General features: G+C 72.3%; 18 protein-coding genes. 9 read left to right on the top strand and 9 right to left on the bottom strand.

Annotated features, from left to right (window positions below):
• Positions 1 to 511 (bottom strand): thiamine-phosphate kinase (locus tag ACRDSK_RS23610; protein ID WP_431443420.1); only part of this gene is annotated, 511 nt, incomplete at its 3' end.
• Between the two features lie 103 nt (positions 512 to 614).
• Here ACRDSK_RS23610 and ACRDSK_RS23605 point away from each other — a divergent pair.
• On the top strand, positions 615 to 848 hold the full coding sequence (locus ACRDSK_RS23605; RefSeq protein WP_431443419.1) for an Lrp/AsnC ligand binding domain-containing protein: 234 nt from the start codon (positions 615 to 617) through the stop codon (positions 846 to 848).
• 19 nt (positions 849 to 867) lie between these two features.
• Positions 868 to 1,437, top strand: a complete 570-nt coding sequence (locus ACRDSK_RS23600) for a DUF3515 domain-containing protein (protein WP_431443418.1) — start codon at positions 868 to 870, stop codon at positions 1,435 to 1,437.
• Here the strand turns inward: ACRDSK_RS23600 and ACRDSK_RS23595 are convergent.
• The gene (locus ACRDSK_RS23595) at positions 1,434 to 2,531 is read right to left on the bottom strand and encodes a D-alanine--D-alanine ligase family protein (RefSeq protein ID WP_431443417.1); all 1,098 of its coding nucleotides are present in this window, start codon (positions 2,529 to 2,531) and stop codon (positions 1,434 to 1,436) included. The genes ACRDSK_RS23600 and ACRDSK_RS23595 overlap by 4 nt on opposite strands.
• A gap of 11 nt (positions 2,532 to 2,542) precedes the next feature.
• Complete coding sequence (locus ACRDSK_RS23590) at positions 2,543 to 3,955, bottom strand: PLP-dependent aminotransferase family protein (RefSeq protein WP_431443416.1); 1,413 nt, start codon at positions 3,953 to 3,955, stop codon at positions 2,543 to 2,545.
• A 70-nt stretch (positions 3,956 to 4,025) separates the two neighbouring features.
• On the opposite strand from ACRDSK_RS23590, the gene ACRDSK_RS23585 reads away from it, so the two are divergent.
• Positions 4,026 to 4,712, top strand: a complete 687-nt coding sequence (locus ACRDSK_RS23585) for a pyridoxamine 5'-phosphate oxidase family protein (protein ID WP_431443415.1) — start codon at positions 4,026 to 4,028, stop codon at positions 4,710 to 4,712.
• Here the strand turns inward: ACRDSK_RS23585 and ACRDSK_RS23580 are convergent.
• On the bottom strand, positions 4,709 to 5,152 hold the full coding sequence (locus tag ACRDSK_RS23580; RefSeq protein WP_431443414.1) for a cysteine dioxygenase: 444 nt from the start codon (positions 5,150 to 5,152) through the stop codon (positions 4,709 to 4,711). The two genes, ACRDSK_RS23585 and ACRDSK_RS23580, sit on opposite strands and share 4 nt — an antisense overlap.
• A gap of 246 nt (positions 5,153 to 5,398) precedes the next feature.
• Here ACRDSK_RS23580 and sigK point away from each other — a divergent pair, with 246 nt between their 5' ends.
• Positions 5,399 to 5,983, top strand: coding sequence for an ECF RNA polymerase sigma factor SigK (gene sigK, locus ACRDSK_RS23575; RefSeq protein ID WP_431443413.1), 585 nt, complete (start codon positions 5,399 to 5,401; stop codon positions 5,981 to 5,983).
• Positions 5,983 to 6,702, top strand: coding sequence for an anti-sigma factor (locus tag ACRDSK_RS23570; RefSeq protein ID WP_431443412.1), 720 nt, complete (start codon positions 5,983 to 5,985; stop codon positions 6,700 to 6,702). Before sigK ends, ACRDSK_RS23570 begins: the two co-directional genes overlap by 1 nt.
• 7 nt (positions 6,703 to 6,709) lie before the next feature.
• On the opposite strand, the gene ACRDSK_RS23565 is transcribed toward ACRDSK_RS23570, so the two are convergent.
• Together ACRDSK_RS23565 and ACRDSK_RS23560 are read right to left on the bottom strand one after the other, a co-directional pair.
• Positions 6,710 to 7,720, bottom strand: coding sequence for an NAD(P)H-dependent glycerol-3-phosphate dehydrogenase (locus tag ACRDSK_RS23565; RefSeq protein WP_431443411.1), 1,011 nt, complete (start codon positions 7,718 to 7,720; stop codon positions 6,710 to 6,712).
• Positions 7,713 to 8,423 (bottom strand): lysophospholipid acyltransferase family protein, encoded by a 711-nt coding sequence (locus ACRDSK_RS23560; RefSeq protein WP_431443422.1) that lies wholly within the window; start codon positions 8,421 to 8,423, stop codon positions 7,713 to 7,715. Before ACRDSK_RS23560 ends, ACRDSK_RS23565 begins: the two co-directional genes overlap by 8 nt.
• 119 nt (positions 8,424 to 8,542) lie before the next feature.
• Here ACRDSK_RS23560 and cofC point away from each other — a divergent pair, with 119 nt between their 5' ends.
• The 3 genes from cofC to ACRDSK_RS23545 are packed head-to-tail and all read left to right on the top strand — an operon-like array spanning position 8,543 to position 12,361.
• Complete coding sequence (cofC, locus tag ACRDSK_RS23555; protein ID WP_431443410.1) at positions 8,543 to 9,226, top strand: 2-phospho-L-lactate guanylyltransferase; 684 nt, start codon at positions 8,543 to 8,545, stop codon at positions 9,224 to 9,226.
• Positions 9,227 to 9,259: 33 nt separating this feature from the next.
• Complete coding sequence (locus ACRDSK_RS23550; protein ID WP_431443421.1) at positions 9,260 to 11,449, top strand: RNA degradosome polyphosphate kinase; 2,190 nt, start codon at positions 9,260 to 9,262, stop codon at positions 11,447 to 11,449.
• A 3-nt stretch (positions 11,450 to 11,452) separates the two neighbouring features.
• The gene (locus ACRDSK_RS23545) at positions 11,453 to 12,361 is read left to right on the top strand and encodes an NUDIX hydrolase (RefSeq protein ID WP_431443409.1); all 909 of its coding nucleotides are present in this window, start codon (positions 11,453 to 11,455) and stop codon (positions 12,359 to 12,361) included.
• Between the two features lie 97 nt (positions 12,362 to 12,458).
• Here the strand turns inward: ACRDSK_RS23545 and ACRDSK_RS23540 are convergent, their stop codons facing one another.
• The 3 genes from ACRDSK_RS23540 to leuC all read right to left on the bottom strand — a co-directional run bounded on the left by ACRDSK_RS23540 (position 12,459) and on the right by leuC (position 15,332).
• Complete coding sequence (locus ACRDSK_RS23540; protein ID WP_431443408.1) at positions 12,459 to 13,121, bottom strand: HU family DNA-binding protein; 663 nt, start codon at positions 13,119 to 13,121, stop codon at positions 12,459 to 12,461.
• A gap of 155 nt (positions 13,122 to 13,276) precedes the next feature.
• The gene (leuD, locus tag ACRDSK_RS23535; RefSeq protein ID WP_431443407.1) at positions 13,277 to 13,879 is read right to left on the bottom strand and encodes a 3-isopropylmalate dehydratase small subunit; all 603 of its coding nucleotides are present in this window, start codon (positions 13,877 to 13,879) and stop codon (positions 13,277 to 13,279) included.
• A gap of 16 nt (positions 13,880 to 13,895) precedes the next feature.
• Positions 13,896 to 15,332 (bottom strand): 3-isopropylmalate dehydratase large subunit, encoded by a 1,437-nt coding sequence (leuC, locus tag ACRDSK_RS23530; protein WP_431443406.1) that lies wholly within the window; start codon positions 15,330 to 15,332, stop codon positions 13,896 to 13,898.
• A 79-nt stretch (positions 15,333 to 15,411) separates the two neighbouring features.
• Between leuC and ACRDSK_RS23525 the strand changes: the two genes are divergently transcribed.
• A partial coding sequence (locus tag ACRDSK_RS23525; RefSeq protein WP_431443405.1) for a helix-turn-helix domain-containing protein occupies positions 15,412 to 15,623 on the top strand: 212 nt, incomplete at its 3' end.

Below are 15,623 nucleotides of genomic sequence, written 5' to 3'. Positions count from 1 at the left end.
CGTCGCCCGGCATCGCGCCGCCCCGCGTCACCGGCGCGCGCCCCTGCAGGTCGCCGAGCGCGGTGATGGAGATCACGATCTGGTCCGCGCCGACGACATCGCCGCCGACGACGCCCGCGCCGGCACGCACGGCTTCCTTCCACATTCCCGCCGCGAGGCCCTCGACGACCGCGGCGTCCGTCGCCTTCGGGCAGGCGAGCCCGACGAGCAGCCCGGTCGGCACCGCGCCCATCGCGGCGATGTCGGCCAGGTTGACCGCAACCGCTTTCTGCCCAACGTGTTCCGGCGTCGACCAGTCCAACCGGAAGTGCACGCCTTCGACGAGGACGTCGGTCGTCGCGACCACCCGGCCGTCGCCGGCGGCCACCACGGCGGCGTCATCGCCGGGCCCCAGCAGCGTGGTCGGTGGCTGGGTGCGACCGGCGGTCACGCGCCCGATCAGCGCGAACTCGCCGACGTCCGCGACCGTCTCCGGCGGGTCGTGCGACGACCTACCACGGTCACCGTTCATGACCACCTCCGACAGTCGGATCCCCAAACGATCGAGAACTGCGGTACCTTTTGCTGCTCACGTTCCTACCTCTTGAGGGCTGCTCGACACGAAGGGGCGCGCCGTGGTCCACGCATACATCCTGATTCAGACCGAGGTCGGCCAGGCGGCCGCGGTCGCCGCCAAGATCGCGGAGATAGACGGTGTCACCACCGCCGAGGATGTCACGGGCCCCTACGACGTGATCGTGCGCGCCGAGGCCGACAACGTCGACCTGCTGGGCCAGCTCGTGGTCGCCCGGATCCAGAACGTGGACGGGATCACTCGTACCCTCACCTGCCCGGTGGTGCACCTCTGAGACGTGCTCTAGTGGGGCCGTGTCCGACGATCCCCTGACCCCGACGACGCTGCGGCTCGCCGTCGGAATCGTCGCCTTGCTGGCGGTCGGCATCGTGGTCGCGAGCCTGGTGCTGAGCTCCGGCAGCGACCAACCTACCGAGCAGGCCGACCACACGACCGCGCCCCGCACCGGACCGTTGGCTGTGGTCGGCGTGGACGCGCCGGAGGCGAGGTCCGCGCCGTGCGCCGCGCTCATCGAGGCGCTGCCGGCGACCCTGCCGGACAACGGGAAGACGTTGCGGACACTGCCGATCGCGAAGCCGCGACCGCCCGCGACGACCGCCTGGGGCGGCGAGCGCGGCGAGCCGCTCGTGCTGCGCTGCGGGCTCGCCCCGCCCGCCGAGCTGACTCCCACCGCCGCGCTGCGCGAGATCTCCGGCGTCCGCTGGCTGCCGGTCACCGGCGCCGGCGCCACCACCTGGTACGTCGTGGACCGCGCGGTCTACGTCGCGCTCACCGTGCCCGACGGCACCGGAACCGGTCCGCTGCAGGACGTCTCGGCCGCCGTCGGCACGCTGCCCGCGCAGCCGGTCCGGGCCCGCGGCTAGCGCAGTCCGGTCCCGCGCGCGACGGCCGTGTCGATCAGAGTGGACAGCAGCGTCGGGTAGTCGACCCCGGTGACCGCCCACATCTTCGGGTAGGCCGACGTCGGGGTGAAGCCGGGCATCGTGTTGAGCTCGTTGATGATCAGCGTGCCGTCCGGGCCGACGAAGAAGTCGACGCGGGCCAGGCCCTGGCAGTCCAGCGCGCGGAACGCCTCGACCGCCATGGCGCGCAGCCGGTCGGTCGCCTCGTCGTCGAGCTTCGCCGGGATGTCCAGCTCGCAGACGTCGTCGAGGTACTTCGCCTCGAAGTCGTACCAGTCCGGACCGCCCGCGGTGATCCGGATCTCGGCCGGCAGCGACGCCTCGACGCGCCCGTCCGGGAACTCCAGCACGCCGCACTCCACCTCGCTGCCCACGATCGCGGACTCCACGAGCACCTTCGGGTCGATCTCCCGCGCCTTCGCCACCGCACCGTCCAGTTCGGACCAGTCGGTGACCTTCGTGATCCCGGTGGACGAGCCGGCCCGCGCCGGCTTGACGAACACCGGCAGGCCGAGCCGGTCACGCTGCGCGGCGGACAGCGTGCCCTCGCCGCGGTGCAGCACCTCGTACCGGCCGACCGGCAGGCCCTCCGCGGCGAGCAGCTTCTTGGTGAACTCCTTGTCCATCACCACGGCGCTCGACAGCACGCCGGCGCCCGCGTAGGGCAGGCCGACCATCTCGAGCAGCCCCTGGATCGTGCCGTCCTCGCCGTAGGCGCCGTGCAGCACCGGGAACACGACGTCCACCCCGGACAGCACCTCGCCCTCGCGGCCCCGCTCGAGCACGACGAGGTTCGCCGCGGTCGGGTCGGCCGGCAGGGTCAGCGCGGTGCCGGAGGTGACCGTCGGCATCGTGCGGCCTTCTATCTCCAACGTCTTGGGGTCGGCCGGGCCGAGGACCCACGAGCCCTCGCGCGTGATGCCGACCGGAAGTGCCTCGAAGCGCGCGGGATCGAGGTTCGCGAGCACGCTCGCCGCCGACACGCAGGACACCGAGTGCTCGGTGCTCTGTCCGCCGAACACGACCGCGACACGGATGCGCTCTTGGCTGGCCATGGCGCCCGACCCTACCCGCCGGCGGTCAGGGTTCCCGTGCGCACCAGCTCGACCAGCACCGGCAGCGCCTCGCGCAGCTCCTCGCGGGAGCACGCGGCGTAGCCGAGCGCGATGCCGAACCACCGTGCGCGGCCCACATGATGCCTGGCCAGGCCGTCGAGCAGCAGCCTGCGGCCCAGCGCGCGCCGGACCAGCTCACGCTCCGCCTCCGCCGAGGAAACCGGCACCACGACGTGTGCGCCCGCCTCGTCGCCGAGCACCGGCACGCCGCCCCGCACCAGCGCGTCCACCACGAGCGAGCGCCGCTCGGACAGCTCGCGGCGCAGCCGGCGCAGGTGCCGGCCGAGGTCGCCGCCCCGGGCGAACTCGACGACGACCAGCTGGCCGGCCGCCGCTGGGCCGCTGCCCGTGTGGTCGCGGTGCGCGAGGACCGCGGCGACGACCGCGGGCGGCGCGACCATCCAGCCGACGCCCAGGGTCGGCGTCAGGATCTTGCTGGTGGTGCCGAGGTGCACGACGACGTCCGGGGCGAGCGCGGCGAGCAGCGGCAGCGGCGCCACGTCGTAGCGCAGCTCGCCGTCGTAGTCGTCCTCGATGACGAGCCAGCCGCGCTCCCGGGCGCGCTCGACCAGCGCCACCCGGCGCCCCGCGGACATCCGGCCGCCGAGCGGGTACTGGTGGGCCGGCGAGCAGTAGACCGCCTTCGCCGTGGCCGGCACCGAGTCGATCAGCAGGCCGTCGGCGTCCACCGGGGCCGGCACCACGCGCAGCCCGGCGGCCCGCAGCGCGCCGACCGCGCGCTGGTAGCCCGGTTCCTCGACGGCCACGACGTCGCCCGGGTGCAGCACGCCGGCGGCGAGCTCGGCGGCCGCCGTGCTCGTGCCGGACGTGGCGAGCAACGCCTCGTGACCGTCCTGACCGGACAGCGTGCCGACCCGCAGTCCGCGGTGGCGCAACAGGTGCTCGGCCACGGTGGCGCGGTAGCTCGCCAGCCCGGCGCGGTTGGGCCGAACCATCGGCGCCACGTGCGCGGCCGCGCGCCAGGCCCGCCGCCACGCCGCGGTGTCGATGCCGCCCGCCCACGGCGAGCCCGGCGTCAGGTCCAGGGCGGTGTCCGTGGCGGCGTCCCGGCGCACCGGCCTCGTGTTCGAGCGCAGCGAGCCGGGCGGCTCGGTCGTCACGTACGTGCCCGAGCCGTGCCGGCCCGCGATCCAGCCCTCGGCGTGCAGCTGCTCGTAGGCCGCCGCGGTCACCGTGCGGCTGACCTCCAGCTCGGCGGCCAGCGCGCGGGTGGACGGCAGCCGGTCGCCGCTGCGCAGCCGGCCCTCGCCCGCGGCCGCGCGGAGCTGCTCGGCGAGCTGCACGGCGAGCGGCGTGGCCGAGGCGCGGTCCAGCGTCACCGGCAGCGCGGGCGTCTCCGTCATGGAAGTGGCCTTCCGGATTCGACAACTCGTGGCCCTTCCAGAGTGCCACTGTCCCCGGCACCATGGGGACGTGACCGAGACACTCTCCCCCACCGAACGGAGCACGATCCGCCGCGGCAAGGACCGGGCGGTGACCGACCGGTCCGCGCTGTACGCCGTGCTGGACGCCGGCCTGATCTGCCACCTCGCGTTCGTCGCGAACGGCGCCCCGGTCGTCGTCCCGACCGGGTACGCCCGCGACGGCGAGGTGCTGTACCTGCACGGCTCGACCGGCGCGGCGAGCCTGCGCGCGGCGGCCGAGGGCGCCGAGGTCTGCGTGAACGTCACGCTGCTGGACGGGATCGTCTACAGCCGGGCCGTGTTCCACCACTCGGTCAACTACCGGTCCGCCACGATCCACGGCGTGGCACGGCAGCTCATCGACCGGGACGCGAAGCTCGCCGCGCTGGCCGTGCTCACGAACCACCTCGCGCCCGGCCAGTGGGACTACGCCAGGGAACCGTCGAAGCAGGAGTTCGCCAAGACCGCCGTGCTGGCGCTGGACCTCGCCGAGGCGGCGGTCAAGATCCGCTCCGGCCCACCCGGGGAGGACGAGGACGACCTGACCCCGGAGCGCAACGGACTGGCGTGGGCCGGCGTGCTGCCGCTGCACCAGACCTGGGGCGAGCCGCTGCCCTGCCCCGAGCTTCCGTCCGGTGTGGACGTTCCGGGGCATGTCACCGCGCGGCCGGCGCCGTTTCGCGAAGGACGCGGCTAGGACACGCGAGAGAGCGGCTCGACGCCACGCATCGTCCGCACCGCGCGGTAGACGTGGAGGCTGACCGCCGGGTCGGGGCCGGCGTTGTGGACCCGGTGCACGTAGCCGGGCCCGAACACGCGGGACTGGCCGACGCCGAGCTCGTGCGTGACGCCGCGGTGGAGCACGTGCTCGGTGAGCTCGCCGGAGACGATCGTGAAGGCACCGGTGGCCGCACCGTGGTCGTGCAGGTCGGTGCCCTGGCCGGGCAGCCAGCTCATCAGCCACACCTCCTGGTCGGGGGTGCGGTGCACGAGCGCGGTGTAGCGCTCGTCCGGGTCGTAGCGCAGCAGGTGGGCCCACCGCTCGCGGGCGGCCGCGTACTCGCGGGCGATCAGCGCGGGGTGGACGGTCGGCGCGGTCTCGGCGGACGCGACGGTGTTCTCGGGCACGGCGAACATGCGGGATTGCCTTCTCGGGAGGTGTGACGGGTCGGCGGCTCGGTCACCAAGCCGGACACAGTGCGCTGGCTACCCGGCGGAGCTGGAGGTAGCCCCGCCGCCGGTTGCGCACACTCGTCGACACGAGGTGTAGAAAACAGTCGCGAGCCCGGCGGGGTCAAGTGAATTCACTCCGTGGGACGCTGAACCAATCCATCGGCGTGGTCGCTCCGAATGCCGAGGATGGCGAACGAGAGTGGAGTTGCGATGGGCGCTCGGGCTCGGCGGGTCCGCGAGGATCCCGCGGCGGCTCCCGACCCGGCCGACCTCATGTCGCGGGTGTCCCGCGGCGACGAGGCGGCCTTCGAGCGGCTGTACGACGTGCTGATCGGCCCGCTGTACGGGGCGATCCGGCGCATCGTCCGCGACCCGGCGCAGTCGGAGGAGGTGGCGCAGGAGGTGATGGTGGAACTGTGGCGCACGGCCGCGCGCTACTCCCCCGAGCGGGGCAGCGTGCTGACGTTCGCGATGACGCTCGCGCACCGGCGGGCCGTCGACCGCGTCCGCTCGGCGCAGGCCGCGGCCGACCGCGAGCAGCACGTCGGCCGCCGCGACGTCAGCCGGCCGTTCGACGAGGTCGCCGAGCAGGTGAGCGCGCGCTTCGAGCAGGAGCAGCTGCGCCGCTGCCTCTCCTCGCTCACCGACCTGCAGCGGGAGTCGGTGCTGCTCGCCTACTACGGCGGGCGGACCTACAAGGAAGTGGGCGAGCTGCTGGGCACTCCCCTCGGCACGATCAAGACCCGGCTGCGGGACGGGCTCATCCGCCTGCGCGACTGCCTGGGGGTGGCCTGATGAACGCGGACGTGCACGCCCTCACCGGCGCCTACGTACTCGACGCGGTGTCCGACGACGAGCGGCAGGTCTTCGAGCGGCACCTCGGCGACTGCGACGCGTGCCGCCAGGAGGTGGCCGAGCTGCGGGAGACCGCGAGCCGGCTCGGCGCCGCGGTGGCCACCACCCCGCCGCCGCGGCTGAAGGCCTCGGTCATGGCGCAGATCCGCGAGGTGCGCCAGGTGCCGCCGGAGGCCCCGGTCGTGCCGCTGCGCCGCCCGGCCTCGCCGTGGGCACTGCGGTTGTCCGCCGCGGCGGCCGCCGTGCTGCTCGTGGTGTCCGGTGTGCTCGGCGTGCTGCTGGTCAACGCGGAGAACGCCCAGCAGGAGGTCGACACCCAGGCCGCCGCGATCGCCGAGATCGTCCGCGCGGGCGACGCCCAGGTCCTCAACCAGGGCGACGCGTCCACCGGTCGGATGACCGCGCTGATGTCGCCGTCCACCAACCAGATGCTGCTGCTGACCGACGACCTGCCGCCGGCCCCGAGCGGGCACGACTACCAGGCGTGGAAGATCGGCGAGAAGATCGCCTCGGCAGGCCTGATCGTGCCGGCGGCCGGCCGGGCGAGCCTGGCGGTGGACGGCATCGACGCGGCGCGGCAGGTGGGCATCACGATCGAGCCGACCGGCGGCTCCGACCAGCCGACGACGGACCCGATCATGGTCTTCGAAGTGGCCTGAGGCGAGCTCAGCGTTCGGGCTTGGTCTTGCGGCCGATGAGCTCGCCGGCCATCTCCCGCGGGTCGAAGCCGTCGTGGCAGACCCGGTGCACGACCTCGGTGATCGGCATCTCGACACCGTGCCGCAGCGCCAGCTCGCGGATCGCCGAGCAGGACTTGACGCCCTCGGCGACCTGACCGTGCGCCGCCGCCTGCGCCTGCTGCATCGACTCGCCCCGGCCGAGCCGCCCGCCGAACGTGCGGTTGCGTGACAGCGGCGACGAGCACGTGGCCACCAGGTCGCCCAGGCCGGCGAGCCCGGCGAACGTCATCGGGTCGGCGCCCAACGCGACGCCGAGCCGGGACATCTCCGCCAGGCCGCGGGTGATCAGCGTCGCGAGCGTGTTGTCGCCGAACCCCAGCCCGCCGGCCATCCCGCAGGACAGCGCGATCACGTTCTTGCAGGCCCCGCCCAGCTCGCAGCCGACCACGTCGGTGTTGGTGTAGGGCCGGAAGTAGCCGGTGCTGCACGCCCGCTGCACGGCGACCGCCCGGTCGTGATCGGTGCACGCCACGACCGACGCGGTCGGCTGCTCGGCGGCGATCTCCTTGGCCAGGTTCGGTCCGGACACGACCGCCACCTGGCTCTCCGGCACGCCGAGCACCTCGACGACGACCTCGCTCATCCGCTTGAGCGAGCCCAGCTCGACGCCCTTCGCGAGGCTGATCAGCGTCGCCGACGGGTCGATGAGGGCCCGCCACGCGGTGAGGTTGTGCCGCAGGCTCTGGCTCGGCACCGCGAGCACCACGGCGTCGGCGCCGTCCAGCGCGACCCGTGGGTCCGAAGTGGACTTCAGGCTCGCGGGCAGCCGGACGTCCGGCAGATAGTCGGGGTTCACCCGGTCCGCCGCGATCGTCTCGGCGACCTCGCGCCGGCGGGCCCACAGCCGCACCTCGCTACCCGCGTCGGCCAGCACCTTCGCGAAGGTCGTGCCCCACGAACCGGCGCCGAAGACCGCGACCGGGCCCAGCTCAGGCATCATCGATCGGGCTGTCGGCCGGAGTGTCCTGGCGCGCCGCCCGCGACGGCACGAAGAACCCGTCGGGCGCCGGCTCCTCCCGGATCTCCGCGAGCTGCGCCTTGATCCGGCCCATCAGCAGGTCGGTGACCTCACGGAGCAGCTCGTTGGTGACCGGCCGGCCCCGGTAGGCCGACAGGTCGACCGGCTCGGACACGTCGACGTGGAGCCGCTTGCGCGGGAACGGGCGGAACTTCTTGGCGTAGCCGTCGAGGATGAAGTTGGTGCCCCACCGGGCCGCGGTGAGCACCGGCACGTCGTTCTCCAGCGCGAGCCGCGCGGCGCCGGTGTGGGAGCGCATCGGCCAGCCGGTCGGGTCCTTGGTGATCGTGCCCTCCGGGTAGATCACCACGAGCCGACCCGCGCGCAGGGCGTCGTTCGCCGCCGACAGGCTGTTCGCCGCGCCCGCCGAGCGCCGCGCGACCGGGATGCTGCCGGCGCCGCGGATCAGGTACTTGAACACCGGCGTGCTGAACAGGCTCTCCTTCGCGAGGAACCGCGGCACCCGGCCGTTGCGGTGCACGAACACGGCGTCGATGGCCGGGTCGATGTGCGAGACGTGGTTCATCACCAGCAACACCCCGCCCGGGCGTCGCATGTGCTCGGCGCCGGTGGTCGACATCTTCCCGAGCCACGCGAGCGGGTAGAAGATCACAGCGGTCATCCACACCCAGAACCCGCTCTTCTCGATTCGCCGCGGCACCTGTTCCTCCTCGCTCCGTTGCATCGTGAGTATGCCCCGGCCGCGCGGCGCCGGTCCGGGGCCTCCTGCACGATGGAGGCGTGGCCTTCGAACTCCCCGCCGACCTGGTGGTGCCGATCAAGCGGCTCGACCGGGCGAAGTCGCGGCTGCGCGGCACCGTCGACGGTGTACACGCCGAGCTGGTGCTCTCGCTGCTGGTGGACACGGTCACCGCGGCCGCGGACGCCGAGGGCGTGCGGCGGGTGCTGGTCGTCTGCGAGGACGCCCGGGTGCCCGAGGCGCTGCGCGGTACCGACGTCGAGTGCGTCGACGAGCGCGGGCTGCCCGGGCTGAACGCGGCGCTGTCGTTCGGCGCCGGGCTGCTGCGCGAGCGCAGTGGGCACGGGAGCGGGCGCGGCGTGGTCGGCGCGCTGCAGGCCGACCTGCCGGCGTTGCGCTCGAAGGAGTTGGCCGAGGCGCTCGCCGCGGCCGAGGGCCGGCGGGCGTTCTGCGCCGACCGGTCCGGGACCGGCACGACGCTGCTGCTGTCCGCCGCCGGCGGGCCGCTCGAGCCGCGCTTCGGGGTCGGCTCGGCGGCCGCGCACGCCGCGAGCGGGGCGATGCCGGTCGGCGCCGGCTCGGACTCCCTGCGCTGTGATGTCGACACCGCCGACGATCTCCTGGCGGCCGCCGACCTCGGCCTCGGCCCCAGAACCGCCTCCCTCGCAGGGCAGACGGGAAAGTTCACGAGATGGCCCCGGCAGGGGTCGCCCATCCGACCGTAATTGCTGGACAATGAGGCTGTGAGCACCGAGAGCATGGAGCAACCAGGCACGCCGCCCCCGGTCACCGACGAGTTCGCCGGCGATGGTTCACCGACCACGCCGGAGCCTCGCGGCGTGCCGTCCGCGCCACCCGCGGTCACGCCAAGTGTCGCCGAGACCGACCTCCCGGAGCTGCCCGACGACCGGTATCTCAACCGCGAACTGTCCTGGTTGGACTTCAACGCCCGGGTGCTCGCACTGGCCGAGGACGCGTCGCAGCCGCTGCTCGAGCGCGCCAAGTTCTTCGCGATCTTCGCGTCCAACCTCGACGAGTTCTACATGGTCCGGGTCGCCGGGCTGAAGCGCCGCGAGGAGACCGGCCTGTCCGTGCGCAGCGCCGACGGGCTCACCCCGCGCGAGCAGTTGGCCTACATCTCCAAGCGAAACCAGGAGCTCGTCGAACAGCAGTCGGTCGCCTGGGAGCGGCGGCTGCGGCCCGCCCTCGCCGAGCGGAGCATCCGGATCGCCAAGTGGGCCGAGCTGACCGGTGACCAACACGAGCGGCTGACCCGGTACTTCCGCGAGCAGATCTTCCCCGTGCTCACCCCGCTCGCGGTCGACCCGTCGCACCCGTTCCCCTACATCTCCGGGCTGTCGTTGAACCTCGCGGTGACCGTGCGCGACCCGACGGGCGGCGGCGAGCGGTTCGCCCGCGTCAAGGTGCCCAACAACGTCTCCCGGCTCGTGCCGATCGACCACCAGCGCGGCGACACGGCGGCGACCTTCCTGCCGCTGGAGGAGCTGATCGCGGCGCATCTCGGCGATCTGTTCGCCGGCATGCAGGTCACCGAGGTGCACGCGTTCCGGGTCACCCGCAACGCCGACCTCGAGGTCGAGGAGGACCGGGACGAGGACCTGTTGCAGGCGCTGGAGCGTGAGCTCGCGCAACGCCGGTTCGGCCCGCCGGTGCGCCTCGAGGTCGCCGACGACATGAGCGAGCACATGATGGAGCTGCTGCTGCGCGAGCTGGAGGTGGACCCGCACGACGTGGTCGTGGTGCAGGGGCTGCTCGACCTGTCGTGCCTGTGGCAGCTCTACGGCGTCGACCGCGCCGAGCTGAAGGACGCGCCGTTCGTGCCCGCGACCCATCCCGCGTTCGGTGAGCGGGAGACGCCCAAGAGCGTGTTCGCGACGCTGCGCGAGGGCGACGTGCTCGTGCACCATCCGTACGACTCGTTCTCCACGAGCGTGCAGCGGTTCATCGAGCAGGCGGCGAACGACCCGAAGGTGCTCGCGATCAAGCAGACGCTCTACCGCACCTCGGGTGACTCCCCCATCGTCGAGGCGCTCATCGACGCGGCGGAGGCAGGCATTCAGGTCGTGGCGCTGGTGGAGATCAAGGCGCGCTTCGACGAGCAGGCGAACATCAAGTGGGCCCGCACGCTGGAGAAGGCGGGCGTGCACGTGGTGTACGGCATGGTGGGTCTCAAGACCCACTGCAAGACCGCGCTCGTGGTGCGGCAGGAGGGCTCGGTCATCCGGCGCTACTGCCACATCGGCACCGGCAACTACAACCCGAAGACCGCGCGGCTCTACGAGGACGTCGGCCTGCTCACCGCCGAGCCGTCGATCGGCGCGGACCTCACCGACCTGTTCAACGTGCTGACCGGCTATGCGCGCCAGGACGAGTACCGCAGCCTGCTGGTGGCGCCGTACGGGATCCGGCGCGGCATCGTGGAGCAGATCGAGCGCGAGGTCGAGCACCTGCGCGCCGGGCGGCCCGCCGGGGTGCGCATCAAAATCAACTCGTTGGTGGACGAACAGGTCATCGACGCGCTGTACCGCGCCTCCCAGGCCGGCGTCGAGGTCGACGTCGTGGTGCGCGGCATCTGCGCGCTGAAGCCGGGGATCGACGGGCTGTCGGAGAACATCCGGGTGCGCTCGATCCTCGGCCGCTTCCTCGAGCACTCGCGGGTGTTCCACTTCGTCGGCTCGAACGAGCACTGGATCGGCAGCGCGGACCTCATGCACCGCAACCTCGACCGACGTGTCGAGGTGCAGGTGCGGATCACCGACGAGAAGCTCACCGCGCAGTTGGACGCGATGTTCGACTCGGCCCTCGATCCGGCGACCCGGTGCTGGGTGCTCGAGCAGACCGGCGAGTGGTCGGCGTCCCCGGCGGACGGTTCGTCCGTGCGCGACCACCAGACGCAGATGCTGACGTTGCATCAGGCGCAGGGCTAACGAATGGCGGGAGAGGTCGCGGCCGCCGGGGCGGTCGTGTGGCGGCCGGACGAAGGCGACCGCACCGGCAAGAGCGCCGAGATCGTGCTCGTGCACCGGCCCAGGTACGACGACTGGAGCCTGCCCAAGGGAAAGCTGGAGCGGGGCGAGAGCTCCCGGGTCGCCGCGGCGCGGGAAGTCGCCGAGGAGACCGGGTTTCGCGTCGCGCTCGGCCGCCATCTCGGGCGCACGCGGTACCCGGTCACCCGCCCCGAGCCGGCGACCAAGGTCGTGGAGTACTACGCCGCGCGGGCGCTGGACGGTTCGTTCGAGCCCAACGACGAGGTCGACGAAGTGCGCTGGGTCGTCCCCGAGTCGGCGCGCGACCTGTTGAGCTACGCGCACGACGCGGACATCGTGTCGGCGTTCACCGCGCTGCCGCACGACGCGACGACGCTGTTGCTCGTTCGGCACGCGAAGGCGGGCAGCCGCCGGGAGTGGACGGGCCCGGACGCCGAGCGTCCCCTGTCGTCCAACGGGAGGCACCAGGTGCCGCCGGTCACCGCCCTGTGTGCGTTGTACGGAGTCTCGCGGGCACACGCGGCGCCGTTGGTCCGTTGCGTGCAGACGGTGCGGCCGGCGGCGGAGTCGACCGGAGTGCCGGTGGACGACGAACCGCTGCTGTCCGAGGAGGCCTACGCGGGCCACGAGGAGGCGGCGGTGGCGCGGCTGCTCGAGATCGCGGGCGAGGACGGCACGGCGGTCGTGTGCAGCCAGGGCGGCGTGATTCCGGACCTGGTGTCCCGAGTGGCCGGTGCCGCGGGAGTCGAGCTGGGCCGGGTGGAGAGCAAGAAGGCGAGCGTGTGGGCGCTGTTCTTCGTCTCGGACGGCGGCCCGCGGCTGGTGGCGGCCGACTACATTCCCAAACCCTAAGGACTTCTCAGGATCGCGGGTGTCCCCGCGGAGCCGGACACAGTGAAGGCCACCCACCAAGTACCGATGTGGTGGGTGGCCTTCTACCGTTCCCGCACTACTTCTTGCGCGTCGTCGTCTTCTTGGCGGCGGGGCGGGCCTTGGCGGTCGCCTTCGCGGTTGCCTTGGCCGGAGCCTTCTTGGCCGTCGACTTCGCAGCGGTCGTCTTCGCTGCCGTGGACCGGGTCGCCTTGGCCGGGGTGGCCTTCTTGGCGGTGGTCTTGGCCGCGGTGGCCCGCGTCGCGGGCTTCGCCGCCGTTGCCCGGGTGGCGGTCTTCGCCGCCGCGGCCCGCGTTGCCGTGGCCCGCGTCGCCGGCTTTGCTGCGGTGGCCCGGGTCCGGGTCGTCGCGGCTGCACGGCTCGCCGCCGGGCGGGCGGCAGCGGTGCGGGTCGACGACGCGGTGCGGCTGGCAGCCGAACGCGTCGCGGCGACCTTGGGCAGCTTCTTCGCACCGCTCACGACGTCCTTGAACGTCGTGCCGGCACGGAATGCGGGCACATTCGTCTTCTTGACCCGCACCGTCTCGCCGGTGCGCGGGTTGCGTGCGGTGCGGGCCGCACGCGCGCGCTTCTCGAACACACCGAAGCCGGTGATGTTGACCTTCTCGCCCTTGTTGACCGTACGCACGATCACGTCGACGAGACCATCGACCGCAGCGCCTGCGGCCTTCTTGTCGCCGAGGCGATCCGAGAGCGCCTCGATGAGTTGGGCCTTGTTCACCCTTCAGTCCTCCGTGTTGACCACACTTGCGTTCTCGGCCAAACCGGCCGACTTCTGGCCACCGTATGCCTATATCGCGACAATTTCCACGCGACTCGCCCAATTTCCCCGCACGGGGGACCGGATTCTGTTGCGTGGCGGCTATTCGGCGGCCATCAGGACGGGAGTGTAGAGGTGGTGGTCGGCTTCCAACTCGGCCGACCCCCTTCGAAGGCGCCGACGGCGTCCTCGTACCGCAGTGTCAGGGCGATGTCGTCGAGCCCTTCGAGCAGCCGCCAGCGGGTGTAGTCGTCGATGTGGAACGGCGCGACGAAGTCCTTGGCGCGCACTGTCTTGTCCTGGAGGTCCACCGTGACCTCGGTGCCCGGCTCGGTCTCGAGCACCTTCCACAGCTGCTCGACGTCCGCCTGGGAGCACTGCGCCGCGAGCAGCCCCTGCTTGCCCGCGTTGCCCCGGAAGATGTCCCCGAACCGTGCGGAGACAACCACCCGGAAGCCGTGGTCGGACAGCGCCCAGACGGCGTGCTCCCGGGAGGACCCGGTGCCGAAGTCGGGGCCAGCAACCAGGACGCTGCCCGCACGGAAGGGCGCAAGGTTCAGCACGAAGTGGTCGTCGCCACGCCACGCGGCGAACAGTCCGTCCTCGAACCCGGTCCGCGTCACCCGCTTGAGGTACACGGCGGGGATGATCTGGTCGGTGTCCACGTTGGACCTGCGCAGGGGGACACCGACGCCGGTGTGGGTGGTGAAGGGTTCCATGGTCGTCTTGTCCCTTTCAGCTCAGGTCTTCGGGCGAGGAGAGCGTGCCGCGCACCGCCGTCGCGGCCGCGACCAGCGGCGACACCAGGTGCGTCCGGCTGCCCTTGCCCTGCCGGCCCTCGAAGTTGCGGTTCGATGTGGACGCGCTGCGCTCCCCCGGCGCCAACTGGTCAGGGTTCATTCCCAGACACATGGAGCAGCCCGCCGACCGCCATTCGGCGCCCGCGTCGGTGAAGACCTCGTGCAGCCCCTCGGCCTCCGCGGCGGCGCGCACCCGCATCGAGCCGGGCACCACGAGCATCCGGACGCCCTCGGCGACCTTGTGGCCCCGCAGGACCTCCGCGGCGGCCCGCAGGTCCTCGATCCGGCCGTTCGTGCACGAGCCGAGGAACACCGTGTCCACGTGGATGTCCCGCAGCGGCGTGCCCGGCGTGAGGTCCATGTAAGCGAGTGCCTTCTCCGCCGTCCGGCGCTCGTTCTCGTCGGCGATCCGCTCGGGGTCGGGAACCCGTTCGGACAGCGGCAAACCCTGGCCGGGGTTCGTGCCCCAGGTGACGAACGGGGTGAGCGCGCTCGCGTCGATGTGCACCTCGGCGTCGAACGTCGCGTCCTCGTCGGTGCGCAGCTCGCGCCACGCGGCGACGGCGGCGTCCCAGTCCGCGCCGGCCGGCGCGTGCGGACGGCCCTTCAGGTACGCGAAGGTGGTGTCGTCGGGGGCGATCATGCCGGCGCGGGCGCCGGCCTCGATGGACATGTTGCAGACGGTCATCCGCGCCTCCATCGACAGCCGCTCGATGACCGGGCCGCGGTACTCCAACACGTAGCCCTGGCCGCCGCCGGTGCCGATCCGCGCGATGACCGCGAGAATGACGTCCTTCGCCGTGACGCCGGGCCGCAGCTCGCCGTCCACGTTGATCGCCATCGTCCGGAACGGGCGCAGCGGCAGGGTCTGCGTGGCGAGCACGTGCTCGACCTCGGAGGTACCGATGCCGAACGCAAGCGCGCCGAAGGCGCCGTGCGTCGACGTGTGGCTGTCGCCGCACACCACGGTCGTGCCGGGCTGGGTGAGTCCCAGCTGCGGGCCGATGATGTGCACGATGCCCTGCTCCGCGTCACCCATCGGGTACAGCCGGACGCCGAACTCCGCGCAGTTCTTGCGCAGCGTGTCCACCTGGGTCTTGGAGACCGGGTCGGCGATCGAGAGCTCGATGCCTGCCGAAGACCTGCTTGCAGGGTCGAGCATCAGGTCCGTGGGGACGTTGTGGTCCTCGGTCGCGATGGTCAGCTCCGGCCGGCGCACGCCGCGGCCCGCGAGCCGAAGGCCGTCGAACGCCTGCGGGCTCGTGACCTCATGGACGAGATGGAGGTCGATGTAGAGCAGGTCCGGCTCGGCGCCGCTGCCCCGCCGAACGACGTGTTGGTCCCAGACCTTCTCGGCAAGAGTCTTCGCCATGTGGATTCACCAATCGACTTTCGCGTTCCACGATCCGGGAGACTGGACTTCCCACATATCGGGAACATAATATCGAGACGTGGGACAGCATAGCGGCATCGGCGTACTAGACAAGGCAATGGCCGTGCTCGAGGCGGTCGCCAAGGAGCCGTGCGGGCTGGCCGAGCTCTGCACGCGGACCGGCCTCCCCCGCGCGACGGCACACAGGCTCGCGGTCGGGCTCGAGGTGCACCGCCTGCTGCGGCGGGGAACCGACGGCAGGTGGCGCCCCGGCGCCGCGCTCGCGGAGCT

It is taken from the genome of Actinophytocola sp. (genome assembly GCF_050699915.1).
Classification (GTDB): Bacteria; Actinomycetota; Actinomycetes; order Mycobacteriales; family Pseudonocardiaceae; genus Actinophytocola.
Note: the sequence above shows the minus strand (reverse complement) of the source record. Positions and strands in the feature narration are given on the sequence as shown.